At 68.8% G+C, this 22,912-nt stretch carries 21 protein-coding genes, 1 rRNA gene and 1 other annotated feature; of the genes, 15 read left to right on the top strand and 7 right to left on the bottom strand.

All coding sequences use genetic code 11. From position 1 onward, the window contains the following. Positions 1 to 18: 18 nt before the first annotated feature. Genes fliM through AZOLI_RS33720 form a run of 5 tightly spaced genes read left to right on the top strand, consistent with a single transcriptional unit; the run spans position 19 to position 4,708 of the window. Positions 19 to 1,197, top strand: coding sequence for a flagellar motor switch protein FliM (fliM, locus tag AZOLI_RS27210; protein WP_014249869.1), 1,179 nt, complete (start codon positions 19 to 21; stop codon positions 1,195 to 1,197). Further along, positions 1,178 to 1,864, top strand: coding sequence for a DUF6468 domain-containing protein (locus AZOLI_RS27205; RefSeq protein ID WP_014249868.1), 687 nt, complete (start codon positions 1,178 to 1,180; stop codon positions 1,862 to 1,864). The genes fliM and AZOLI_RS27205 overlap by 20 nt, the downstream gene beginning before the upstream one ends. Continuing rightward, the gene (locus tag AZOLI_RS27200; protein ID WP_014249867.1) at positions 1,861 to 2,631 is read left to right on the top strand and encodes a MotE family protein; all 771 of its coding nucleotides are present in this window, start codon (positions 1,861 to 1,863) and stop codon (positions 2,629 to 2,631) included. Before AZOLI_RS27205 ends, AZOLI_RS27200 begins: the two co-directional genes overlap by 4 nt. 5 nt (positions 2,632 to 2,636) lie before the next feature. Beyond that, positions 2,637 to 4,019 carry a flagellar hook-length control protein FliK gene (locus AZOLI_RS30585; RefSeq protein WP_014249866.1) on the top strand — a complete coding sequence of 461 codons (1,383 nt, stop codon included), beginning with the start codon at positions 2,637 to 2,639 and terminating at the stop codon, positions 4,017 to 4,019. A 20-nt stretch (positions 4,020 to 4,039) separates the two neighbouring features. Further along, positions 4,040 to 4,708 carry a flagellar hook assembly protein FlgD gene (locus tag AZOLI_RS33720; protein WP_014249865.1) on the top strand — a complete coding sequence of 223 codons (669 nt, stop codon included), beginning with the start codon at positions 4,040 to 4,042 and terminating at the stop codon, positions 4,706 to 4,708. Between the two features lie 48 nt (positions 4,709 to 4,756). On the opposite strand, the gene AZOLI_RS27185 is transcribed toward AZOLI_RS33720, so the two are convergent. The 5 genes from AZOLI_RS27185 to flgF are packed head-to-tail and all read right to left on the bottom strand — an operon-like array spanning position 4,757 to position 8,275. Then, on the bottom strand, positions 4,757 to 5,227 hold the full coding sequence (locus tag AZOLI_RS27185) for a hypothetical protein (RefSeq protein WP_014249864.1): 471 nt from the start codon (positions 5,225 to 5,227) through the stop codon (positions 4,757 to 4,759). A 28-nt stretch (positions 5,228 to 5,255) separates the two neighbouring features. Then, positions 5,256 to 5,987 (bottom strand): flagellar basal body L-ring protein FlgH, encoded by a 732-nt coding sequence (gene flgH / locus AZOLI_RS27180; protein ID WP_014249863.1) that lies wholly within the window; start codon positions 5,985 to 5,987, stop codon positions 5,256 to 5,258. A 47-nt stretch (positions 5,988 to 6,034) separates the two neighbouring features. Further along, positions 6,035 to 6,727, bottom strand: coding sequence for a flagellar basal body P-ring formation chaperone FlgA (gene flgA, locus AZOLI_RS27175; protein WP_162488475.1), 693 nt, complete (start codon positions 6,725 to 6,727; stop codon positions 6,035 to 6,037). 8 nt (positions 6,728 to 6,735) lie between these two features. Further along, complete coding sequence (gene flgG, locus AZOLI_RS27170; protein WP_014249861.1) at positions 6,736 to 7,521, bottom strand: flagellar basal-body rod protein FlgG; 786 nt, start codon at positions 7,519 to 7,521, stop codon at positions 6,736 to 6,738. Positions 7,522 to 7,543: 22 nt separating this feature from the next. After that, positions 7,544 to 8,275, bottom strand: a complete 732-nt coding sequence (gene flgF / locus AZOLI_RS27165; RefSeq protein ID WP_014249860.1) for a flagellar basal-body rod protein FlgF — start codon at positions 8,273 to 8,275, stop codon at positions 7,544 to 7,546. A 144-nt stretch (positions 8,276 to 8,419) separates the two neighbouring features. Here flgF and AZOLI_RS27160 point away from each other — a divergent pair, with 144 nt between their 5' ends. From AZOLI_RS27160 to AZOLI_RS27120, 9 genes are all read left to right on the top strand, one after another. Continuing rightward, on the top strand, positions 8,420 to 10,915 hold the full coding sequence (locus AZOLI_RS27160) for a hypothetical protein (RefSeq protein ID WP_014249859.1): 2,496 nt from the start codon (positions 8,420 to 8,422) through the stop codon (positions 10,913 to 10,915). Positions 10,916 to 11,019: 104 nt separating this feature from the next. After that, complete coding sequence (motA, locus tag AZOLI_RS27155; protein ID WP_014249858.1) at positions 11,020 to 11,907, top strand: flagellar motor stator protein MotA; 888 nt, start codon at positions 11,020 to 11,022, stop codon at positions 11,905 to 11,907. Between the two features lie 6 nt (positions 11,908 to 11,913). Next, entirely contained in the window at positions 11,914 to 12,939 is a 1,026-nt protein-coding gene (locus tag AZOLI_RS27150) for a flagellar motor protein MotB (RefSeq protein WP_014249857.1), read from the top strand. Between the two features lie 379 nt (positions 12,940 to 13,318). Beyond that, positions 13,319 to 14,563, top strand: coding sequence for a flagellar hook protein FlgE (locus AZOLI_RS27145; RefSeq protein WP_014249856.1), 1,245 nt, complete (start codon positions 13,319 to 13,321; stop codon positions 14,561 to 14,563). 25 nt (positions 14,564 to 14,588) lie between these two features. After that, positions 14,589 to 15,986 (top strand): flagellar hook-associated protein FlgK, encoded by a 1,398-nt coding sequence (flgK, locus tag AZOLI_RS27140; protein ID WP_014249855.1) that lies wholly within the window; start codon positions 14,589 to 14,591, stop codon positions 15,984 to 15,986. Positions 15,987 to 15,992: 6 nt separating this feature from the next. Next, positions 15,993 to 17,096, top strand: a complete 1,104-nt coding sequence (locus tag AZOLI_RS33715) for a flagellin (RefSeq protein WP_014249854.1) — start codon at positions 15,993 to 15,995, stop codon at positions 17,094 to 17,096. An 11-nt stretch (positions 17,097 to 17,107) separates the two neighbouring features. Further along, positions 17,108 to 18,277, top strand: a complete 1,170-nt coding sequence (locus AZOLI_RS27130) for a flagellar basal body P-ring protein FlgI (RefSeq protein ID WP_014249853.1) — start codon at positions 17,108 to 17,110, stop codon at positions 18,275 to 18,277. A 15-nt stretch (positions 18,278 to 18,292) separates the two neighbouring features. Further along, complete coding sequence (locus AZOLI_RS27125) at positions 18,293 to 18,655, top strand: rod-binding protein (RefSeq protein ID WP_014249852.1); 363 nt, start codon at positions 18,293 to 18,295, stop codon at positions 18,653 to 18,655. After that, on the top strand, positions 18,652 to 19,170 hold the full coding sequence (locus tag AZOLI_RS27120) for a hypothetical protein (protein WP_014249851.1): 519 nt from the start codon (positions 18,652 to 18,654) through the stop codon (positions 19,168 to 19,170). The genes AZOLI_RS27125 and AZOLI_RS27120 overlap by 4 nt, the downstream gene beginning before the upstream one ends. Before the next feature lie 3 nt (positions 19,171 to 19,173). On the opposite strand, the gene AZOLI_RS27115 is transcribed toward AZOLI_RS27120, so the two are convergent. Further along, the gene (locus AZOLI_RS27115) at positions 19,174 to 19,719 is read right to left on the bottom strand and encodes a hypothetical protein (RefSeq protein ID WP_014249850.1); all 546 of its coding nucleotides are present in this window, start codon (positions 19,717 to 19,719) and stop codon (positions 19,174 to 19,176) included. 222 nt (positions 19,720 to 19,941) lie between these two features. On the opposite strand from AZOLI_RS27115, the gene AZOLI_RS27110 reads away from it, so the two are divergent. Next, positions 19,942 to 21,159 (top strand): glycerophosphodiester phosphodiesterase family protein, encoded by a 1,218-nt coding sequence (locus tag AZOLI_RS27110; RefSeq protein WP_014249849.1) that lies wholly within the window; start codon positions 19,942 to 19,944, stop codon positions 21,157 to 21,159. A gap of 115 nt (positions 21,160 to 21,274) precedes the next feature. Here AZOLI_RS27110 and rrf read toward each other — a convergent pair. Further along, positions 21,275 to 21,390: ribosomal RNA gene (gene rrf, locus AZOLI_RS27105) — 5S ribosomal RNA — on the bottom strand. Between the two features lie 140 nt (positions 21,391 to 21,530). After that, positions 21,531 to 22,912, bottom strand: a sequence feature (23S ribosomal RNA rRNA prediction is too short).

The raw sequence follows: 22,912 nt of genomic DNA, 5'->3' as shown, positions 1-22,912 counted from the left end.
GACCTCCAGAGGCACCGGATGACCGACACCCCTGCCCCGACCGCCCCATCCATGGCCGCTCCCCAGCCGATCCCCGACGAGGCCGCGGACTGGTCCGACGCCGCATGGGAACTGGCCGCCGCACAGCAGACCGATCCGCCCGCCCCGCCCGCCGCTCCCATGGCCGCCCCGGCAGCCGGAGCGATGGGCGAGGCGATGGCCAACCTGTCCGGCGAGACCAAGACGCTGAGCCAGGAGGAGATCGACCGGCTGCTGAATTTCGGCGCGCCTGAAGGCGGCGGGCCGGAGATGAGCGCCATCCAGCGGCTGGTCAGCTCGACCACGGTCAACAAGGACCGGCTGCCGATGCTGGACGTGGTGTTCGACCGCATGGTGCGGATGCTGAACACCTCGCTGCGCCAGTTCGCGTCGACCAACGTCGAGGCGTCACTGTCGAAGATCGAATGGCTGCGCTACACCGATTTCCAGGACACCATCGAACTGCCGGCCCTGATCGGCGTCGCCCGCGCCGAACCGTGGGACAACCAGATGCTGGTGTCCATCGACAGCGCGCTGATCTATTGCATGATGGACGTGCTGCTGGGCGGACGGCGGTCGCGGCCGGGGCGGATCGACGGGCGCGCCTACACCTCCATCGAACGCAAGATGACCGAGCGGATGATGAAGGTGGTGCTCCAGGATTTGGGGCAGTCCTTCGATCCGCTGGCCCAGGTCGATTTCGTCTTCGACCGGCTGGAGGTGAACCCGCAATTCGCCACCATCACCCGCGCCACCAACGCCATCATCCGCGTGCGCATTGCCGTGGAGGTGGAGCGCCGGACCGGCCATATCGACATCGTCATCCCCTATGCCACGCTGGAGCCGGTCCGCGGCAAGCTGGTGCAGATGTTCATGGGCGAGAAGTTCGGCCATGACACGGTGTGGGAAAGCCACCTGAAGAACGAGCTGATGCGCTCCAAGCTGGAGCTGGTCGCCGTGCTGGCGGAGACCAAGGTGCCGCTGGGCGAGGTGCTGGCCTGGCAGAAGGGCCAGTCGCTGAAGCTGCGAATCAGCCCGGATCAGACCGTCCTGGTCTTCAGCAAGACCATCCCGCTGTTCGCCGGGCACATGGGACAGCGCAACGACAACATCGCGGTGAAGATCGACACCGATCTCGACACCAAGCAGGAGCTGATCGATGGTCTCCTTTCTCATTGACGCGGCCCTGGCGGTGATGCTGGTCACGGCGACCGCCTATCTGGTCATCGTCAACAAGCGGCTGAAGCTGCTGCGAACCGGCCAATCCGAGATCAACGCCCTGGTGTCGACCTTCTCCAAGTCGATCGACGACACCGACGCCTCGATGAAGCGCATGGTGGCCTCGGCGACGGAGATCGCCGCGCGGCTGTCCGACGACCTGGACCGCGCGAAGGGCATGAAGGAGGACATGGCGCTGATCCTCGGTTCCTGCGAGCGCACCACCGCCCGCATGGAGGAATCGGTCCAGCATGCCCGCGCCCTGCTGCGCCGCCTGGATGAGGGCGCCATGGGGAGCGCCGCGCGCGCCGGCCGGAGCCGGGCGCGACCGGAAGATACCGCCCCTGATGCCGGGGTCGACGCAGGCGGCATGGCCAAACGGGCCGATGCCGAGGCCGCACCGGCTTCTCCGATGCTGTCGGCGTTGAAAGCGGCAGAGGTCGACAAGGGCGAGTTCCAGGCGCTCGAAACGGCTCTGCGCGCCGTCGCCGGCCAGACTGACGACGCTGCCGCTCCCGCCACTACCGGCACGGCCCCCACCGGCACGGCCCCATCCGCCCCGGCGAAGGCCGCGGCCAATGCCTTCTACGCGCGGCTGCGCACCGTGGGATCGGAGGCGTCGGCATGATTCCGCGCATCCTCCCCATCACTCTGGTCGCCGTCCTGATGGTCCTGCCGCTGAAACTCGGCGCCCTGGTCGACGGCTTCCCGGTGATCGCCCAGCAGTTCGACCGCGAATTCGGCGCCCATGAACGCCCGTGGGCGACCGACCTGAAAGCCACCGATCCCAAGGCCACCGACGCCCAGGCCGCCGAGGCGGCGGCTGCACAGGCACCGGTCCCCGCTCCCCTGCCGGTCTCGACACCGGTCGCAGAGGCGCCGCCGCCGGTGGCGCTGGCTCCGCCCAGCTGCACCGACCCGCTTCTGCGCGCCGCCATCGACGAGCAGAAGGCCGACAGTGCCGGCCGGCAGAACCGCCTGCGCGAGGCCGAAGCGGTGCTCGCCGCCACCGAGGCGCGCGTCGGCACCCAGATCCAGCGGCTGAACGGCGTGAAGCGTGAGGTCGAGGCGCTGATGACCCAGCGCTCCACCCTGCAGCAGGAAGACCTGAAGCGCATGGTGGCGATCTACGAGGCAATGAAGCCGCGCGACGCCGCGCGCATCCTGACGGACATGGAAACCGACATGGTCGTCGACGTGCTGGACCGCATCACCGAACGGCGCGCCGCCCCGATCCTGGCCGAGATGGCCGACGCCAAGGCCCGCGAGGTGACACGGCTGATCCTGCAGCGCCGCGCCCTGCCCGGCGACCGCAAGGCGGCTCCGGCTGCGGTCGGGGCCACGATCCCCGTCACCGCCGCCACCGCCGTGCCGCGCCCCACCCTGACCAATTGAGCGCCATGACCAGCATGCCCGATGCCGTCGCGGCACCGCCCCGCCCTGCCCCGTCTCAGCGCGGCGGATCCGCCGGCGACGATGCCCGCGACGGCGACTTCTCCAGCCTGGTGGACGACACCGCGGAGGGGGACCCCGACGAGGCCGCGACGCGCCCCGACCGTCTGCGCAGACGCAAGGAGCCGACGCCCGACAGCCCCGCCGCCGCCCAGTCCGCGATTATCCAGGCGGTCGTCCAGCCGGCGGTCCAGCCCGGCGGCAGCACCGACGCCCCGCTGATGCCCTGGATGGTCGCCGCCATCCCGGCTGCGCCGCCCGCGGCGGCGTCGCAGACCGTGCCCACCACGCCGGAACCCAATCAGGGCAAGGCCGTACCGCCGGCAGGGCAGCAGGCTCTTTCCGCAACAGGAAACGGCAACCGGACCACGGGGAACGCTGCCGCTCCGCAGCAGCCGGTAGAACCGTCCGCAACCGGTGCCCCCACGCCTGAGGGCACGACACAGAGCGCAAGCGCCGAAGGAGCCCCTCAGTGCGCCACGGGCCAGAGCGCGGCAGACCCCGCTTTCCCGCAGTCCACGCCCGTTCCCACAGAGGCGACCGCCTCGACCGCAGCCATTCCAGCCCCCACCGTCGCCGCCGACGCGGACCCGGACGGGCGCGCCAACCGCCGCGACGAGAGCAGCGATCCTCGGACCGCGATCCGCTCCGCCCGCGGAACCGGCCGGCCGGCCGCCGCCGACAAGGCGGACCAGCCCGTCAGCGCCGCGGCGTCTCCCCGGACGGCCCAGCCCGCCGCCGATGCAATCGCCACCCCCATCGCTCCTGAACCGGCCCCCGCCTTCGGCGCACAGTCCACCGCCAGCGCCGGCAGCGGCACCGCCGCGACCGGCTTCGAAGCCCTGCCCACCCTGCCCGCCCAGGCCGCCACGCAATATGCCGCCGCCGCCGCATCGGGCCGGGCCGCCACGGCGCACAGTCCGGCGATGGCGCAGCTGGCCGCTCCGCTGGTCCGCGTGCTCGAATCCGGCGGCGGCGAGTTCCACATCGACCTCGCCCCGGCGGAGCTCGGCCGCATCCGCGTCGTCGCCGACGTCAGCGACGGCAAGGTTTCGCTGACCGTCCAGGCCGAACAGGCCGACACGCTGGCCCTGCTGCGGCGCGACCTGCAACAGCTCGAACGCGCGCTCGGCGATGCCGGTCTGTCGCTCGACAATGCCAGCCTGCAATTCTCGCTGCAGGACGATGGGCAGTCGCGCGGCTTCGCCGCTCCCGACCAGGGCCGCGCCACCGCCGGCTGGCGCGCTCAGGCCCAATCCGAAGCCAGTCCCGAACCCGTCGCGGACAGACCGATGCGCCCGATCGACGGGCTGGTCGACGTTACCGTCTGAACAGGAAAGCCCCTCCCGCCATGACCACCACCCCCGGCACCGGCGTCACCGCCGCCACCGCAAAGACCGCCGCGGCGTCCGCCGACGAGTCCAAGAAGCCCACGGTCGATTACGAATCCTTCCTGAAGCTGCTGACCGCCCAGCTGCGCAACCAGGACCCGCTGGCGCCGATGGATGCCTCGCAGTTCATGACCCAGCTGGCGCAGCTGTCCACGGTGGAGCAGTCGATGCGCTCCAACGACACGCTCGGCAAGGTGCTCGACACGCTGAAGAGCAGCGGCATGCGCATGGACATGGCCCTGCTCGGCCGCAAGGTGGAGGTGGAATCGAACCAGCTGTCGCTGACCGGCGGCAAGGCGGAGGCCGCCTATACGGTGGACGGCCAGCCGGCTTCCGTGAAGCTGGACGTGCTGAACGCCGCCGGCAACGTGGTCTACAGCACGCCCGGCGCCCTGCAGACCGGCCGCCAGGTCTTCAGCTGGACCGGCAAGACACCCAGCGGCGGCACCGCCCCCGACGGCCTCTACACCCTGCGGGTGACGGCCAAGGACAAGGACGGCAAGACGCTGAACACCGCCACCGTCGTCACCGACACGGTGGCCGAGGTGCGCAGCGTCGACGGCGCCACCAAGTTCGTGCTGAAGAACGGCGCCACGGTGGATTCCGGAGCGGTGCTGTCGGCGTCGTGAGGTGTGGCACGCCCTCTCCCGGGGCGGGAGAGGGTGTCTCTCCGGTCATCACGACCGCGTATTGTCCTGGCGCAGCAGCCGGTCGATCAGCACCGCGCGGACCGGCTGGGCGCTTTCATGGCTGGTCAGGGTGCCGTTGGCGCCGGCCAGCAGAGCGGTCGCAACGCCTTGCGGATCGACCGACGGGCCGTTGAAGCGGCCATGGCCGGCGAGGTCGAACAGGGCCTCCAGCATGGCGCTGCGCGCGTGAGGCAGGCGGCGGCGCACCAGCAGCGCGTCGTCGGCGCTGGACGCCTCCAGCGTCACCTGGGTCAGGATGAAGGCGACGGTGCGGCCGCGCTCCAGCATCGGCACGACCAGCTGCCCGGCCTCCACATAGTACGGGCCGCCGGCGATGGACGCCCCGGCATCGGGCTGGCCGGTGGCCGCGGTGTCTTGCGGGGCCTCGAAACGCCCGAAGCCGTAGCCGCCGGCAAAGGCGAGCGCGGCGGCCACGGCGAACAGCAGGACGGCTTTCATGGTGCGGATTCCCCAGTAAAGCCGGATGTCAGAAAGGCAGGATCACGTCCAGCACCTGCTGGCCGTAGCGCGGCTGCTGCACGTCGGTGATCTGGCCGCGGCCGCCATAGGTGATGCGCGCCTCGGCGATCTTGTCGTATTCGATGGTGTTGGCGTTGCTGATGTCCTCGGGACGGATGACGCCGGCGATGCGCATCTCGCGCAGCTCGTAGTTCACCCGCACCTCCTGCCGGCCGGCGATCACGAAGTTGCCGTTCGGCAGCACCTGGGTCACCACCGCGGCGACACGCATGGCGATCCGCTCGTTGCGCTGGATGGTGCCGTTGCCGCTCGACGTGCTGGAGCTGTCGAGATCGACAAGGTTGGACGGATCGACCGCATCGGGCAGCACGGCGGGCAGGCGGCTTTCCAGCCCGAAGAAGTTGGGCAGCCCGGCCTTCTCGTTGTTGGTGCGGCCGCGCTGGGTGCTGTTGCGCAGCTGCGCCTGATCGGAGATGTCGATGACCACCGTCAGCAGGTCGCCCACCGACTTGGCGCGCGGGTCGCGGAAGAAGTCGCGCGACCCGGTGCGCCACAGGGAACTGGGGATCTGCTCGGCCATGGACGGCTGCGGCATCGGCAGCGAGATCACGCGCGCCTCCGGCTGCATCGCCGGATTGGAGATCTCCGACAGGGTGGGAGCGCTGCCGATATCGGACAGCCGCGCGCAGCCTCCGGTCGCAACCGAGAGCAGCAGGATGGGGACGAGCGCGGTGCGCATGACGGAAGCTCCCTTTTATGGGTCGATCAGGGCCGCGCGGCCACTATTCACGGTCGTTGCGGAATGCGCGGGCCATTCACGGAAACGGTTTCCGCGCCGGTGACGGTCCCGGTGACGATGGTGCTGCTGGCGATGTTCATGACGCGGACGACGTCGCCGACGCCGCCCTCCTGCAGGGCACGTCCGCGCGCCGCCAGAACCAGGGCGCCATCCTCGTAAACCAACGTCACCGGCCGGTTGCGCTGGACGACGATGGGCGCGCCCACCGATCCGACCTGAATCAGCCGGCCGGCCGGCATCTGGCGGCGCGGCGACAGGCCGATCAGCGCGTCGGCCGACGAGATGAACCCCGATCCGGCGCGGTCCAGCGACAGGCGCACGGTGGTCAGGTCCGCCGCCTCGATGATCTCGCCCGGCCGGATGCGGCGGACCGGCACAGGCATCGCCACCTCGACCTCGGCCCTGCCGTTCAGCTCCACGATCCGGCCGTCGCTGAGGATGCGAGCCTGGAAGGTCCCGGTGCGGGGATCGAGGTTGATGTCGCGCACGGCGTCCAGCCTGCCGTCGAAGGGCCGGCCGAGGGTGACCGCCACCTGGGCGTCGGCCGGCACCGACGGGCCGAGCGAGGCCAGAAGCTCCTCCGCCAGCCGGGATTCGACCGGACCTGCGGCGGCTTGCAGCGGCAGGGCCAGGACGGTCCCAAGCAGCAGAACGGCAAGGGGCCGGCGGATGGATCGCATCACCGTCGTCACCGCATGTTGGTCATGGTGGAGGCCATCTGGTCGCCGGCCTCGATCACCTTGGCGTTCATCTCGTAGGCGCGCTGGGCAGAGATCAGCTCGGTGATCTCCTGCACCACGTTGACGTTGGAGGATTCCAGGTACTTCTGGCGGATGGTGCCGAAGCCGGCCTGACCCGCCAGCCCGTCCTGCGGCTCGCCCGACGCCGGGGTGGCGCGGAACAGGTTGTCGCCCAGCGCTTCCAGGCCGGAATCGTTGACGAACACCGTCATCGCCAGCTGGCCCTGGTTGACCGGCTGGTTCTGGCCGTCGACATATGCCAGCACCTCGCCCGAGCGGTTGATCACCACCTCGCGCGTGCCCTGCGGCACGGTGATGCCGGGAGCGACGGTGAAGCCGTCGGCGGTGACGATGGTGCCCTCCGGCGACAGCTTGAAGCTGCCGGCGCGGGTATAGACCGTATCGCCGCCCGGCTGGGTCACGTTGAAATAGCCGCGCCCCTCGATCGCCAGATCCAGCTCGTTGCCGGTGGAGGTCAGGTTGCCGGTGGTGTTGATGCGGTTGACCGAGGTCGGCCGCACGCCCAGCCCCACCTCGACGCCGGTCGGCACGATGGTGCCCGAATCGGTGGACTGGCTGCCCTGCCGCCGCTCCGCCTGATACATCAGATCCTGGAATTCGGCGCGCGAGCGCTTGAAGGCCGTGGTGTTGATGTTGGCGATGTTGTTGGAGATGACCTCGACGTTCATCTGCTGGGCCATCATGCCGGTGGACGCGATGCTGAGCACGCGCATGGACGGACTCTCCTTCGGAGCTTCAAGAGGATTTGCCGAGGCGGTTGATGGCGGAGCGCAGCAGGTCCTGCCCGTCGTCCACCATCCTGGTCACCGCCTGATAATCGCGGGTCAGGTCCATCATGCGGCCGATCTCGACGATGCCCTGCACGTTGGACCGTTCGACCTTGCCCTCCACCAGACGGGTATCGGGGGCCGGACGCGCCTCCATGCCCTCGCCCGGCTCGAACAGCAGGTCGCCGGTCTGCTTCAGCATCTGCGGATTGTCGAAGCGCGACACGGCGATGCGGGCGATCACGTTTCCGTCGGCCGACAGCAGCCCGTCCGACCCGATGCTGATGACGCTGCTGTCCGACGGGATGACGATGGGCCGGCGGCCGTCGTCCAGCACGGGATAGCCGTTGGTGCCGACCAGCGTGCCGTCGGCATCGCGGCGCAGCCGGCCGTCGCGGGTGTAGCGCACGCCGTCCGGCGTCTGCACCGACAGAAAACCGTCGCCGTCCAGCGCCACGTCATAGGGGTTGCCGGTCTCCGTGAAGGCACCGGCGCGCAGGTCGGTGTAGGTGGAGCGGTCGATGGTGAAGGCGATGCGGTCGGTCGGCTTGCGCCCGCCGGCCTCCAGCGCCGCCTCGAACAGGGTGCGTTCGCCGCGGAAGCCGGCGGTATTCATGTTGGCGACGTTGTTCGCCACGACGTCCAGCTGCCGCCGCAAAGCCATCTGGCGCGACAGTCCGATGTAAAGCTGGTTCTCCATCGCCGAACACTCCGGTTTTGAACTCCACCTTAATCTGGACGATGCAGTTTAAAGCCGGGTTTCAACCTGGACCGACCCCACCGGTGCCTTTCCGGTCTTGGGTGAGGTTTGGCGATCATTTCGATAAAATGCGAGACGACTGTGATGAAACGGCGCCCGGATACCGCATCGCTTCTCGGTTCGACCCTGGTCCTCGCCCTGCTGGCGGTGCCCGGTCCGGCACAGGCGGCCTCGGTCCGCGCGCAGCTGGGCGACCATGGCGACTATTCGCGGCTGGTGCTGACCGTGCCGAAGGGGCTGGAGCCGGTGGCGGTCGTCGACGGCTGCGTCCTGCGCATCGGCACGCCCGATCCGGTGCGCTGGCCGCTCGCCAGCCTGCGCGACAGCTTCTCCCGCCGCTTGTCAGATTTCGTGACAGCGGATGACGGTCGCAGCCTGACCGCGGCGATCCCCTGCGGCGCGCGGGTCGCCAGCTTCATCGAACGCCGGATGCTGATCGTCGATGTCGGCGGCCCGCCGGTGCCAGGAGTCAAGCCGAGGGCGCCGTTTGAGGTGCAGCCGGAGGCGGTGGTTGCCGCGGGGCCGGAACCCACCCCGGCACCGCTTGCTCCGCCCAGTGTGGCAACGATTGCCGAAGCTCTGAATCCCATCGGCACCGCCAACGCGGCGCCCGCCAATTTCCCTCTCCCGGTGGAATCCCCTCTCCCCCCCGGGGAGAGGGTTAGGGTGAGGGGGGAGCGCGGCGAGGATTCTCGGGATGGCCACGCAATGCATCCCCCTCACCCCGACCCTCTCCCCGGGGGGGAGAGGGGGATCCTGCCCGGTTCCGAAAAGCCCAGCCCAGCCCTCCCCCTCGTCGCCAGCCTGGAAGGCGAAGTCCGCTCCAGCATCGAGGACACGCTGCGCCGGCTCGAACGCATGCCGGACCGCACAGCGAAACCCGCGCCACAGGCGGCCGAACCGCCCAAGCCCCCGGCCCCGCCGCCCATCGCGGCGATGGACCTCGCCGCCTGGGCCGGCGACGATTTCAACCGCACGCGCGAGGCGCTGCAGCGCGCTGTCGGCGCGGCGCAGGGCCGTGCACGGGTCGATGCGCAGATCGCGCTGATCCGCTTCCTGCTGGCCCGCGCCATGGACGAGGAAGGACGCGCGGCGCTGGAGATGGCGGCCAGCCTGTCGCCGGCACCCGACCAGCGCTATACCCTGCGCATTCTCGGCGACGCCTTCCGCGCGCTCGACCGCGAGGACGCGCCGGACGACAACCTGTTCGTCCAGCTGCCGGCCGGCGTCATGCCCGACCACACCGTCTGGCGCAGCGTCGCTCTCGCCCCCACCAGCTGGGCGGCGGCGAAGGAGGGGTTGCCCATCGCCCTGCGCCGCCTGCTCGACTATCCGCCCGACCTGCGCAGCCGCCTGCTGACCACGCTGGCCGCCGCGTCGGACGAGGCCGGGGACAGCGCCGCCCTGAACCTGATCGTGCTGGGAATGATCACCGTCGATTCCAAGGGCATGGCCGACGGGCGGCTCGATTACTTCCGCGGCCGGCTGGCCGAGCTGAAGGCGACTCCCGACGCGGCGCTGGAGCGGTACGACGCCGCCGCCGGTCAGCGCCGCGGCCCCTTCGCCCGCCGGGCGGAGGTGCGCGCCATCGAGTTGCGCCGCAGCCTGGGCCGGCTGGACGAGGACGGCGCCATCGCCGCGCTGGAGGCCCTGCGCTTCGCCTGGCGCGGTGACGAGATCGAAACCGACGCGCTGGCCGCCCTCGGCAGCGCCTATGCCCGCAGCGGCAAGACCGACGCGGCGCTCGACATCTTCGGCCTGCTCGGCCGCCGCTTCGGCGCCACGGCGCGCGGGCGCGACGCCCTGGCGGCCGGGCGCGACCTGCTGGCCGCCGTGCTCGACCACCTCGACCGCTCGCCGCCGGGCGGGCTCTATGCGCTGGCGCTGCAGGCCCGGCACGGCCGGCTGGTCGCGCTCGCCGACAGCCCGGACGGCAAGCTGCGCCAGCGCCTCGCCGCCCTGCTGCTGCGCGACGGCTATGCGCTGGAGGCCACCCGCATCCTGCATGCCCTGACCGAAAGCGCGACCGGATCCCAGCGGGCGGAGCTGGGCGCCACCCTGGCCCGCGCCCTGATCGACAGCGGGCGCGAGGCCGAGGCGCTGGACGTGCTGACCGGCACCGGCAGCCCGACGCTGGAGCCCGCCCTGGCCGAACGCCGCGCCCTGCTGCGTGCCGACGCGCTGCTCGGCGACGGCGACACCGTGCGGGCGCTCGATGCACTGCGTGGCCTGACCGGGGCGGAGGCGGCGCGGCTCCGTGCCCAGGGCCTGTTCGCCGCCGGCGAGTGGCCCGCCGCCCGCAAGGCCTTCGCCGAGCTGGCCGCGACCGGGGCCGAGCCGACGGCGGAGGATATCGCCCTGCAGGGCCTGTCCGCCTATCTGGCCGGCGACGGCGAAGCGCTGCGCGGCCTGGGCGAAACGCAACGGACCCGGCTGGCGGGCACCCGCTGGGCCGGGCTGCTCGACGCGCTGGCCCCGCCGCCGGCCGCCGGCCCGCTGCGCGCGGAGTCGGTGGAGCGCGACCTCGCTGCCGCCGCCGCGCTCGACCGGCTGGCGCGCGACTGGCGCGGTAAGCCCTGACCTGCGGGCAGCGATCCGTAAAGCCGCTTTAAACGGCGGCCTGTAGCGTCGTCGGCGCGTTGCCACCCGTCGCGACGGCTTGTGCACTTCCGGAGAAGAGAACCATGCGCTTGATGTTCGGGTTGATCGCGGTATTCGCCAGCGTGCTGGGCGGATTCTATGCGATGGGCGGGCGGATGGCCGTGCTGTGGCAGCCGGTCGAGATCCTCATCATCATCGGTGCCGGCATCGGCGGCTTCGCCATCGCCAACAGCCCGTCGGTCCTGCGCGACACGCTGCGCGCCGTCGGCGCCATCGCCCGCGGGCGGAGCACGCCCAAGAACGACTATCTCGACATGATAGCGCTGGTCTACGGCCTGCTGCGCGTCGCCAAGTCCAAGGGCATGTCGCAGATCGAAGCCGACATCGACAAGCCGTCCGAAAGCCCGCTGTTCACCCAGTATCCCAATGTCCTGCGCTATGAGCGCTGCATGACCTTCCTCTGCGACTATCTGCGCCTGATCGCGCTGGGGCAGGACAACCCGCACGACCTGGAATCGCTGATGACGGAGGAGCTGGACACGCTGGGCCGCGAACTGAACCAGGTGCCGAAGGCGCTGCAGAACCTTGCCGACGCCCTGCCGGCCCTGGGAATCGTCGCCGCGGTGCTGGGCGTCATCAACGCCATGGGCGCCATCAGCGAGGCGCCGGAGGTGCTGGGCCGCATGATCGGCGGCGCGCTGACCGGCACCTTCCTCGGCGTGCTGCTGTCCTACGGCATGGTCGGTCCCATCGCCAGCGCCGCCCGCCAGCGGCGGGAATCGGAACTGAACATGTATTTCTGCATCAAGGCGGCGCTCTGCGCCTATCTGCGCGGCAGCCCGCCGCAGGTCTGCGCCGAATACGCCCGCAAGGTGCTGTACACCGACATCCAGCCCAGCCTAGCCGAGGTCGAGGTCGCCACCACACTGTCGTCGCAGGCCAAGGCCCGCGACGCCCGCCAGCCGGCGTGACCGGCCATGCCGCGCAAGACCGCCCTCCCCCCGATCATCGTCAAGCGCCATCTCGGCGGCCATGAGGAAGAGGAGCACAACGGAACCTGGAAGCTGGCCTATGCCGACTTCGTGACGGCAATGATGACCTTCTTCCTGGTGATGTGGCTGATGAACATCACCACCACCGAGCAGCGCAAGGGCATCGCCGATTACTTCAACCCGGTCGCGGTGTCGCAGAGCAACTCCGGCGCCGACGGCATGCTGGCCGGCCGCTCGGTCGACAGGACCGGCTCGCTGACCACCCCCAACGCCGCCGGCGATCAGGCAAGCCCCGTCGCCTCGCCGCCGGTCGTGGCGTCGGTCGGCGACAGCGACCGCCAGCCGGCCGGCCGCAAGGATCCGATGCCGCATCCGGCCGGCAGCCCGGTGCCGCCGGTCGACCTGCTGCGCCCCGCCGCCGAACCGGCACAGGCCGCCGCCGCACCGGCAGCAGCCCAACCTCCGCCCACCGGCGCCACCGCGACGCGGGCGGAGCTGGAGGCGCTGCTCGACCGCCAATCCGCCGAACTGACCGAACGGGTGGCGCTGGAAACGCTGGAGCGCGACCTGCGCCAGCGCATCGCCGCCGCGCCTGATCTCAACGCCCTGCAGGGCAGTCTGGTGATCCAGCAGGTGCCGGAAGGCTTGCGCGTCCAGCTGACCGATCAGGCCCGCTTCTCGATGTTCAAGGTCGGCTCGGCCCAGATGAACGAGCAGGGCCGCCGGCTGATGCGGATGGTGGCCTCGGCGCTGGCCTCCGTCCCCAATCCCATCGGCATCACCGGCCACACCGACGCTCTCGGCTATGCCCCCGATGCCAGATACGGCAACTGGGAACTGTCCAGCGACCGCGCCAACGCCGCCCGCCGCGAACTGCTGGCCAGCGGCATCCCCGGCAGCCGCATCGTCCGCGTCGAGGGACGCGCCGACCTCGACCATTTCGGCAGCAGCGACCCGCTCGACCCCAGCAACCGGCGGATCAGCATCACCCTGCTGCGGCGGCCGGGGTGAGGAGGCGTGGTGCTTGCCCCCTCCCTACCCCCCCGCTCTCGGCCGGCCAAAGGCCGGTCCGATCGCGGGAGGGGGAACTCCGCCACTCCTTTGCCACGCTCCCGCAAAGCTCCTGCCCCCTCTCCCGCGGAACGCGGGGGAGGGATGGGGAGGGGGCAACACAAAATAACTTCCAAATAAAAACCCCAAGCATTTTAACAAAAGCGCTCGCTTTTTCTTTTAAAGCGCCTTTAAAACCCCTTCGATACCGTTAACCCCGTCAGTCCTTCGTGGAGAATCCCGGGACGCGCCACTCCCCTACCGTTCGCCCATTCCGTTCGTCGTCACAGCGACGGCCCGTTCGACGGCCTGTTCAACGGTTGACCAGAGGATCCCAAGGATGAGCCTGTACAGCGCTATGCGTTCCGGTGTCAGCGGCATGGCGGCGCAAAGCTCGCGCCTCGCCGCCATCTCGGACAACATCAGCAACTCCCAGACGGTCGGCTACAAGCGCGCCGCCGTGGATTTCTCCACCCTGGTCACCTCGCCCGGCGCCCGCAGCACCTACACGGCCAGCGGCGTGCAGTCGACCACGCATTATAAGGTGCAGCAGGACGGCACCATCCTCGGAACCGGCTCGACCACCGACATGGCGATCAGCGGCGACGGCTTCTTCGTCGTCGGCAACAAGTCCTCCGGCACGCCGGAATATTCGCTGACCCGCGCCGGCAGCTTCCTGCCCGACGAAAGCGGCTTCCTGCGCAACAACGCCGGCCAGTATCTGGAAGCCTGGAAGCTGAACCCCGACGGCACGCTGCCCAACGTCAGCACCGCCCGCTTCGACGACCTGCAGTCGGTCAACATCGGCAATCTCGTCTATGGCGGATCCAAGACGACGACGATGAACTTCTCGGGCAACCTGCCGGCCCAGGCGGCGGCGGGCGACAGCTTCACCACCAGCCCGACCTTCTACGACCCGCTCGGCAACGCGCTGGATCTGTCGCTGACCTGGACCAAGGGCGCCACGCCCAACGAATGGACGCTGACCGCCACCGGACCGGCCGGCTACACGGTGGGCGGCGCGCCGCTGACGCTGACCTTCGCCGCCACCGGTCCCAATGCCGGAAAGCCGGTGGATGGCGCCGGCCTGCCGCTCGACCCGATGCCGGGGATCACCGTCACCTCGCCGGCCACCCCGACCGCCGACAGCTTCACCATGTCCCTCGGCAACCTCACCCAGCTGAACGGCGACTATGTGCCGACGGTGACGCGCGACGGCGCCAAGGTCGGTCAGGTCACCTCGGTCGACATCGACGACGGCGGCAAGCTGTGGGTGCTGTACGACAACGGCGCCCGCCAGGCGCTCTACCAGATTCCGGTCGCCACCGTGACCAACCCCGACGGTCTGGTCGCCCAGGACGGCAACACCTTCGTGCTGGGGTCCGACACCGGCACGCTGACGCTGGGCCCCGGCAAGCAGGGCGGCGCCGGCACCGTGGTCGGCGGGGCCCTGGAGCAGTCGAACGTCGACATCGCCACCGAACTGGTGTCGCTGATCGAAACCCAGCGCGCCTATTCGTCGAACGCCACCCTGGTGCGGACCACCGACGAGCTGGTGGAAGAAACCACCCGCCTGAAGCGTTGAGCCCAGTCCCGACGGAGCCCCGGCCATGAGCGTCCAACTCGCCCTCACCGCCGCCCTGTCCGGCCTGCGCACGACGCAGCAGCAGGCGGCGATGACCTCCCACAACCTCGCCAACGCCACCACCGCCGGCTATGTGCGCCGCGACCTCGCCCTGTCGTCGGTCAACACCGCCGGCCGCGGCTCCGGGGTGCAGGTGGACGCCGTCGCCCGCAAGGTGGACGAGCTGCTGATCCGCGATGCCCGGTTCGAGACCAGCCGCTACACCGGGCAGGAGGCGCGGGCGTCGGCGCTTGCCGATTACGCCCTGGTGCTGGGCCAGCCGCAGGACGAGAAATCGGTCTCCACCCAGCTGTCGAAGCTGCAGCAGGCCTTCTCCCGCCTGCACGGCATGCCGCAGGACGATGCCGCCCAGAATGCCGTGGTGTCGCAGGCGATCACGCTGACCGATTCGCTGAAGCGGGCGGCGGAGGCGGCGCAGACCGTGCGGTCCGACACCCGCGACCGCCTGCAGGTTTCCGTCGACACGGTGAACACCGCACTGCAGCGGGTCAGCGAGCTGAACGGCCGGATCGCCGATCTGGATGCGCGCGGCGGCGACGCCGGCGACCTGCGCGACGAGCGCGACCGCCTGCTCGACCGGGTGTCGCAGGAGATCGGCATCCGCACCTACAGCCGCGAGGGCGGCCTGATGGTGGTGATGACCCGCAACGGCCAGACCCTGCTCGACCACCCGCTGGCGCCCGGCGAACAGCCGCTGACGCTGCTGGGGGACGAGGTGATGGCCAACGGCGTCGCCCTGTCCGCCAAGCCGGACAGCGAGATCCAGAGCGGCCGGATCATGGGCTATGTCCAGACCATCAAGCAGGACATGCCCCGCGCGCTGGCCCAGCTCGACGAGATGGCCGCCGGCCTCGTCCAGGCCTTCCAGGGGGCCGAGGCCGATCCGACCCAGCCGGGCCTGTTCACCGATGCCGGTGCGGCCTACGGCACCACCGCCGGTCTTGCCTCGCGCATCGCCGTCAACGACGCGGTGCGGACGGAAAGCTGGCGGGTGCGCAGCGGCGTCCAGGCGGCGGCCCCGCTCCAGCCCGGCGACCAGACGCAGATCGACAAGTTCCTGACCGTCTTCACCACCGCGCGCAGCTTCGCCGCCACCGACATGCCGGCCTCCGCGACGCTCGGCAGCTACGCCACCGCCATGGTGTCGGCCCAGCAGGGCTACCGCACCGGTGCGGAAGCGGAGATGAACGCGCGCAAGATCAGCGCCGACACGCTGGAGTCAGCCCGGATCAACCGCGACGGCGTCAACATCGACGACGAGATGCAGAAGCTGCTGCTGATCGAGCAGAGCTATGGCGCCAGTGCCCAGGTGGTGCAGGTCGCCGGCCGCATGATCGACATCCTGCTGCAGATCAAGGGGTAAGATCCGATGCTGTACAATGCCCTGTCCACGCTGGGGATGAGCCGGAAGCTGCAAAGCACCATGACCCGGCAGCAGATGGAGCTGGTCCGCGCCAACGAGGAGGTGGCGACCGGCATCCATGCCGACGTCGCGGCGACCATCGGCGCCAGCACTGGCCGCGACATCGCGCTGCGCAACCTGTTCGACCGCACCGACGAGTATGTGAAGACCACCGACCTGCTCGACGGCCGGATGAAGACGATGGACAGCGCGATGACCAGCATCATCGCGTCAGGCACCGACCTGCTGGCCGCCGCCTCCACCGGGCTGGGGCAGCAGTCGCCGACCGGCAGTTCGCTGCAGGTGCGGGCGCGCGGCGTGCTGGATCAGGTGGTCGGGCTGCTGAACGCGTCGGCCGGCAACGCCTATCTCTTCGCCGGGACGGCGCTCGACCGGCCGCCGATGCGCAATGTCGACGGCGACAAGTCGGGCCTGCGCGCACCGATGCAGATCGTCCGCGACGCCATCCAGTCCGCCACCGGCGGCAGCGAGATGCCGAAGACGGCGGCGGAGACCGCCGCGGTCATCGCCCGGCTGAACGATCTGTTCGCCGTGCGCGACCCGGCCACGCCGGCCCCCGCCCCGCTGACCGACACCTTCGAAGGCGGGCTTTACACCGGCACCACCTCGGTCCAGCCCGGCGGCGCCGCCTCCCCCCGCGTCGCCGGCCGTCCGGCCGATTCCAGCACCATCGCCTACGGCGTGCAGGCCAACGACCCGATGATGCGGGAGCTGCTGGAAGGCATCTACATGCTGGCGGCGGTCGATACCTCCAAAATGGATGTCGACGCCTATCCCGACTATATCAGGACGGCGGTCGACAAGCTGTCCGGCGGCCTCGGCAAGCTGCGGGAGGCGACGGCGCAGCTCGGCGTCCAGCGCGCCCAGGTCGCCACCCTGGCCGAACAGCACAAGACGCAGAAGTCGATCCTCAGCCTGCAGATCGACAATCTGGAAGGCGTCGATCCCTATGAGGCGAGCACGCGGATCAGCCAGCTGGAGGCGCAGATCGACGCCACCTCCAACGCCACCGCGCGCATCGCCAAGCTCCGCCTGACCAACTACCTCTAGGTCCCATCGCCATGAGCCCCGGCATCCAGGCCCCCGTTCCGCGCCGGCTCCGGCCCGCCCTCAACCGTGCCGCGGCTCTGGCCGCCGGGCTGATGCTGGCTCTCGCCACCCTGTCGGCCCTGCCCGCCCCGGCGGCGGCGCAGACACGGGTCAAGGATCTGGTCACCTTCGACGGGGTCCGCCGCAACCAGCTGGTCGGCTACGGCCTGGTGGTGGGACTGAACGGCACCGGCGACCGCCTCATCAACACCCCCTTCACCGAGCAGAGCCTGAAGGGGATGATGGAGCGGCTGGGCATCAACACCCGCGGCGAGACCCTGCGCACCCGCAACGCCGCGGCGGTGATGGTGACGGCCAGCCTGCCACCCTTCCCACGCCAGGGCACCACGGTCGATGTCACCGTCTCCGCGCTGGGCGACGCCACCAGCCTGCTGGGCGGCACGCTGGTGGTGACGCCGCTGCTGGGTGCCGATGGCGAGGCCTATGCCGTGGCCCAGGGGCCGCTGTCGGTCGGCGGTTTCAGCGCCGGCGGCGCGGCGGCGACGGTGACCAAGGGCGTTCCCACCACCGCCCGCATCGCCAACGGCGCCACGGTGGAGCGCGAGCTGAAATTCGCCCTGAACGATGTCGGCGCGGTGCGCATGGCCCTGCGCAACCCCGACTTCACCACGGCGATCCGCATCGCCGACGCGGTGAACGGCCGGCTCGGCGCCGGCAACGCCCGGGTGGTGGACCTTAGTACGGTCGATGTCCGCATCGCCGGCGGCTATGTCGGCAATGTTTCGCGCCTGATCGGCGAGATCGAACAGCTGCCGGTCCGTCCTGACGCCATCGCCCGCGTGGTGGTGGACGAGCGCAGCGGCACCATCGTCATCGGCGACGATGTGCGGGTCAGCCGCGTCGCCATCACCCAGGGCAACCTGACCGTCCGCGTGGTGGAAACCCCGCAGGTGTCGCAACCGCAGCCCTTCAGCAACGGCTCGACCGTCGTCGTGCCGCGCACCGACGTGCAGGTGCAGGAAGGCAACGGCCGCCAGTTCGTCACCGTCGGCGGCAATGTCAGCCTGCAACAGCTGGTCAACGGCCTGAACGCTCTGGGCGTGGGGCCGCGCGACATGGTGGCCATCCTCCAGGCGATCAAGGCCGCCGGCGCCCTGCACGCCGATCTGGAAATCATCTGACCGCGAGAAACGACGATGGACATCGCCGCAGCCACCTTCCGCGCCACAGCCGCGACTGCCCCCGCGGCCTCGACACCGGCCGTTCCCAACCCGGCGGCAGCCGAAAAGGTCGCCAAGGAGTTCGAGGCGATGCTGGTCAGCCAGCTGATGGAGAGCATGTTCGCGGGCATGCGCGAAAGCCCGCTGTTCGGCGGCGGCGGCCCGGCGGAAAAGCCGTGGCGCAGCATGCTGCTGCAGGAATACGGCAAGGCCATCGCCGAGTCCGGCACGCTCGGCATCGGCAAGATGACGCATGACGAGATAGCCCGCCTCTACGCCGCCCAGGGGGCCGCCCAGGGGGCCGCCCAGGGACTCACCCAGCCGGAGCAGCCGTCATGAGCGTCACCCTCAAGGACCTGATCCACGAATTCGCCCCCGACCGCAGCGCCGAACAGGCGCCGGCCGAGGGGCCGTCCGCTCCCGATCCCGGCTATGACGGCGCCACCGCGCTGCTGGTGCGCGACTTCCTCGACGCTGTGGAGGCTCTCTCCGCCGTCCTGGAAGAGGAATCCGCCTGCATCGCCGCCGGCATGCTCGACCGGCTGGAAGCCTTCGCCCACCGCAAGGCGGCGATGGCCGAACAGCTGGAGGGCGCCGTCCTGCGGGCGCGCGACGAAGGCATCCGGCTGCCCGACGACCTGCGCGCCATGACGCTGGAACGCATCGACCGGCTGGAACGGGCGGTGTCCACCAACGCCTCCGGCCTTGTCGCCCTGCGCAAGGCGGTGCTGACCATCAACCGCAACCTGCTGGTCGCGCTGGAAAGGGCGGCCAGCGACGGCACCTATGCCCGCGACGGACAGGCGCGCCGGCCGGTGGAACTCTCGGCCTCCGGCCTGAACGCCAGCCTTTGAGACTCAGCCGCGGCTGTTCACGCTCGCCAGTTCGCCGGCCTGCTCCAGCTTGATGATGCAGGCGACCAGGGCGCGCTGAAAGCCGCGGGCGTCCGACGGCAGCGCCACCCCGGCGCCCGTCGGCCAGAACTCGACGAAGGCGAGGCTGCCCTCCCCTTCCGCGCTTTGGACCGGCCATTCGAAGGCGATGCCCAGCCCGATCTCCTTCGTCGTCCGCCGATGGTCGGTGACGAGGATCTGCGCCTCCCAATGCATGCCGCCGCTGCCGCGCTCGGCCCGCTGCTGGCTCCAGCCCCGCAGATAGTCGCGGAAACTCTCCGACTGGCGGTCGAGTCGCACATAGCTCGACCGGTCGGTCACCGTCTGGCCCAGCTTCGTCGTGTAGCGGGCCTGGGCGAGCGCGCGGCTCACCTCGGCGCACAGCTCCTCGATCTGCGCGAGGCTGCGCCGCACCGTGTCGGCCAGGGCGGTGGCGAGCGCCGGACCGGCCAGAGCCGCCTTGCCGTGGTCCTTGCGATAGATGTCGAAAAGATCGTCCGAGTCGCCCATCGCCGTCCCCACGCCGCCGCCATCCCCATCGCATGGGCGGACCACTATGACCGAATTCAGCAAAAACAAGTTAATAGCCGATGAAGCGGCGGCGGGGGAAGCTCTGGCCGGGACGCCGCTCCAGCCGCCCGGCGGCGTCATCGATTTTTCATCGAAGCGGCATAAGACCGTGCCCGGACATCGTGCAGATGTGGGATCCCAAACTCCGCAAGGACACGCGCAATGCCCAGGTTGTTCGCACCGGTTTCCCTCATGGTCGCCACGCTGATCGGCGGAGCCGCTTCGGCGGCACCGGTGGAGGTCGGCCCCCGCCCCTATTTCCTGATCGACCAGCTGCGCAATCCCGAGCTGAAGGCGAAGCTGGAGGCCTGTGCCGATAAGCCGCTGGAGAAAAAGCTCTTCTCCATCGCCCACCGCGGCGCGCCCCTGCAGTTCCCCGAGCACACGCTTCAGTCCTATCGGGCGGCCGCCCGGATGGGCGCCGGCATCCAGGAATGCGACGTCGCCTTCACCGCCGACAAGCAGCTCGTCTGCCGTCATGCCCAGAACGACCTGCACACCACCACCAACATCCTGGCGACCGACCTCGCCAGGAAATGCACCAAGCCTTTCACCCCCGCCGACGGCGACAAGCCGGCCTCGGCCGAATGCCGGACCAGCGACATCACCCTGGCCGAGTTCAAGAGCCTGACCGGCAAGATGGATGCCGCCAACAGCAAGGCGACCAGCGTCGACGCCTATATGAAGGGCACCGCTGCCTGGCGCACCGACCTGTATGCGGCCGCTGGCGGCACGCTGATGACCCATGCCGAGTATATTCAACTGGTCAAGTCGCAGGGCCTGAAATTCACGCCCGAACTGAAGTCCCCGGCGGTGGCGATGCCCTATGAGGGATGGACCCAGGAAAACTATGCCCAGGCGATGATCGACGAATACAAGGCCGCGGGCATCCCGCCGGAGGACGTCTTCCCCCAGTCCTTCAACCTGTCCGACGTCCTCTACTGGATCAAGGCAGAGCCGGCCTTCGGCCGGCAGGCCATCCTGCTCGACGAGCGGGACGAGACCGACAAGACTTTCAACCCCATGGATCCGGCCACCTTCAAGCCCTCGATGAAGGAATTGAAGGAGATGGGCGTCAACTACATCGCCCCGTCGCTGCCGCTGCTGGTGACGGTGGAGAATGGCAGGATCGCCCCGTCCGCCTATGCCCGGGAAGCGAAGGCCGCCGGACTGAAGATCATCACCTGGTCGCTGGAACGCTCGGGTCCGCTGCAGAAGGGCGGCGGATATTATTACAAGACGATCAACGGGATCGTGAACAACGACGGCATGATCTATGAGCTGGTCGATGTCCTGGCCCAACAGGTCGGCGTCGAGGGCATCTTCTCCGACTGGCCGGCGACCGTCACCTATTATGCGAACTGTATGAACCTGAAGTAAGCGCGGCTTCTGGGAACACGAAAAACGCCCCGGCTCTCACGAGCCGGGGCGTTTCGGATATGTGCGAAGATGCCAGCGTATATGCTTCGTGTTTGGCGTCTCTTGAGCCTGAGTGACCTGGCGGCGACCTACTCTCCCACGTCTTAAGACGCAGTACCATTGGCGCGGAGGCTTTTCACGGCCGAGTTCGGGATGGGATCGGGTGTTTGACACCTCGCCATGACCACCAGGTCACCAAGGCTCAAGACCGACGCTTTCCGAAGCGCATTCGCTGTCGTGCAAGTGATGTGAGGATGTATCGAACTGCGGTTCTTGCGTCAAGCAGGGCCTTAGCAGGCTTGCTGCTGCGCATGGCGCGGTAATGTGGTGTCGAGATCAAGCCGATCGAGCGATTAGTAAGGCTTAGCTTCAGGCGTTGCCGCCCTTCCACATGCCTCCTATCGACGTGATGGTCTGTCACGGCTCTCAAGGGAGCTCTGGTTTAGAGGTGGGTTTCCCGCTTAGATGCTTTCAGCGGTTATCCCGTCCATACTTAGCTACCCGGCCATGCCACTGGCGTGACAACCGGTGCACCAGAGGTATGTCCATCCCGGTCCTCTCGTACTAGGGACAGATCCTCGCAAAACTCCGACACCCACGGCAGATAGGGACCGAACTGTCTCACGACGTTCTAAACCCAGCTCACGTACCACTTTAATCGGCGAACAGCCGAACCCTTGGGACCTGCTCCAGCCCCAGGATGTGATGAGCCGACATCGAGGTGCCAAACGACTCCGTCGATATGGACTCTTGGGAGTCATCAGCCTGTTATCCCCGGCGTACCTTTTATCCGTTGAGCGATGGCCCGTCCACGTGGAGCCACCGGATCACTATGGCCGACTTTCGTCTCTGCTCGACTTGTCAGTCTTGCAGTCAGGCGGGCTTATGCCATTGCACTCGACGAGCGATTTCCGACCGCTCTGAGCCCACCATCGCGCGCCTCCGTTACACTTTGGGAGGCGACCGCCCCAGTCAAACTACCCGCCATGCAGGGTCCCGGACCCGGATCACGGGCCACGGTTAGATGCCAGAGACTTCAAGGGTGGTATTTCAAGGTTGGCTCCACCCGGGCTGGCGCCCAGGCTTCCAAGCCTCCCACCTATCCTACACATGAAGTCCCTAGCACCACTGCAAAGCTGTAGTAAAGGTGCACGGGGTCTTTCCGTCTGACCGCGGGAACTCCGCATCTTCACGGAGAGTTCAATTTCGCTGAGTTGGTGTTGGAGACAGCGGGGAAGTCGTTACGCCATTCGTGCAGGTCGGAACTTACCCGACAAGGAATTTCGCTACCTTAGGACCGTTATAGTTACGGCCGCCGTTTACCGGGGCTTCAATTCAAGGCTTGCACCTCTCCTCTTAACCTTCCGGCACCGGGCAGGCGTCAGACCCTATACGTCGCCTTGTGTGGCTTCGCAGAGCCCTGTGTTTTTAGTAAACAGTCGCTACCCCCTGGTCTGTGCCCCCCGCCATGGCTTGCGCCACAACGGGGCCCTCTTCTTCCGAAGTTACGAGGGCAATTTGCCGAGTTCCTTCAACACCATTCTCTCAAGCGCCTGGGTATACTCTACCAGTCCACCTGTGTCGGTTTGGGGTACGGTCTATACGGCGGGGCTATTTCCTGGAACAGGTCCACAGCATGTCCAATCCGATAAGGACATACACGCTTTCCCATCCGTCACCTCCGCCAGGCCCAGGACTATTAACCTGGTTCCCA

Origin of the sequence: Azospirillum lipoferum 4B, assembly GCF_000283655.1 — a bacterium.
GTDB classification, from domain to species: Bacteria; Pseudomonadota; Alphaproteobacteria; order Azospirillales; family Azospirillaceae; genus Azospirillum; species Azospirillum lipoferum_C.
Note: the sequence above shows the minus strand (reverse complement) of the source record. Positions and strands in the feature narration are given on the sequence as shown.

What these genes read in the sequence shown, in the direction of transcription:
- AZOLI_RS27130 (WP_014249853.1), top strand. Translation starts at nt 17,108, where the DNA reads ATGAGCCCCGGCATCCAGGCCCCCGTTCCGCGCCGGCTCCGGCCCGCC.
- AZOLI_RS30585 (WP_014249866.1), top strand. Translation starts at nt 2,637, where the DNA reads ATGACCAGCATGCCCGATGCCGTCGCGGCACCGCCCCGCCCTGCCCCG.
- flgG (WP_014249861.1), bottom strand. Translation starts at nt 7,521, where the DNA reads ATGCGCGTGCTCAGCATCGCGTCCACCGGCATGATGGCCCAGCAGATG.
- motA (WP_014249858.1), top strand. Translation starts at nt 11,020, where the DNA reads ATGCGCTTGATGTTCGGGTTGATCGCGGTATTCGCCAGCGTGCTGGGC.
- AZOLI_RS27185 (WP_014249864.1), bottom strand. Translation starts at nt 5,227, where the DNA reads ATGAAAGCCGTCCTGCTGTTCGCCGTGGCCGCCGCGCTCGCCTTTGCC.
- AZOLI_RS27115 (WP_014249850.1), bottom strand. Translation starts at nt 19,719, where the DNA reads ATGGGCGACTCGGACGATCTTTTCGACATCTATCGCAAGGACCACGGC.
- AZOLI_RS27150 (WP_014249857.1), top strand. Translation starts at nt 11,914, where the DNA reads ATGCCGCGCAAGACCGCCCTCCCCCCGATCATCGTCAAGCGCCATCTC.
- AZOLI_RS27205 (WP_014249868.1), top strand. Translation starts at nt 1,178, where the DNA reads ATGGTCTCCTTTCTCATTGACGCGGCCCTGGCGGTGATGCTGGTCACG.
- AZOLI_RS27125 (WP_014249852.1), top strand. Translation starts at nt 18,293, where the DNA reads ATGGACATCGCCGCAGCCACCTTCCGCGCCACAGCCGCGACTGCCCCC.
- AZOLI_RS33720 (WP_014249865.1), top strand. Translation starts at nt 4,040, where the DNA reads ATGACCACCACCCCCGGCACCGGCGTCACCGCCGCCACCGCAAAGACC.
- AZOLI_RS27200 (WP_014249867.1), top strand. Translation starts at nt 1,861, where the DNA reads ATGATTCCGCGCATCCTCCCCATCACTCTGGTCGCCGTCCTGATGGTC.
- AZOLI_RS27160 (WP_014249859.1), top strand. Translation starts at nt 8,420, where the DNA reads ATGAAACGGCGCCCGGATACCGCATCGCTTCTCGGTTCGACCCTGGTC.
- AZOLI_RS27120 (WP_014249851.1), top strand. Translation starts at nt 18,652, where the DNA reads ATGAGCGTCACCCTCAAGGACCTGATCCACGAATTCGCCCCCGACCGC.
- fliM (WP_014249869.1), top strand. Translation starts at nt 19, where the DNA reads ATGACCGACACCCCTGCCCCGACCGCCCCATCCATGGCCGCTCCCCAG.
- flgH (WP_014249863.1), bottom strand. Translation starts at nt 5,987, where the DNA reads ATGCGCACCGCGCTCGTCCCCATCCTGCTGCTCTCGGTTGCGACCGGA.
- AZOLI_RS27145 (WP_014249856.1), top strand. Translation starts at nt 13,319, where the DNA reads ATGAGCCTGTACAGCGCTATGCGTTCCGGTGTCAGCGGCATGGCGGCG.
- AZOLI_RS27110 (WP_014249849.1), top strand. Translation starts at nt 19,942, where the DNA reads ATGCCCAGGTTGTTCGCACCGGTTTCCCTCATGGTCGCCACGCTGATC.
- AZOLI_RS33715 (WP_014249854.1), top strand. Translation starts at nt 15,993, where the DNA reads ATGCTGTACAATGCCCTGTCCACGCTGGGGATGAGCCGGAAGCTGCAA.
- flgK (WP_014249855.1), top strand. Translation starts at nt 14,589, where the DNA reads ATGAGCGTCCAACTCGCCCTCACCGCCGCCCTGTCCGGCCTGCGCACG.
- flgA (WP_162488475.1), bottom strand. Translation starts at nt 6,727, where the DNA reads ATGCGATCCATCCGCCGGCCCCTTGCCGTTCTGCTGCTTGGGACCGTC.
- flgF (WP_014249860.1), bottom strand. Translation starts at nt 8,275, where the DNA reads ATGGAGAACCAGCTTTACATCGGACTGTCGCGCCAGATGGCTTTGCGG.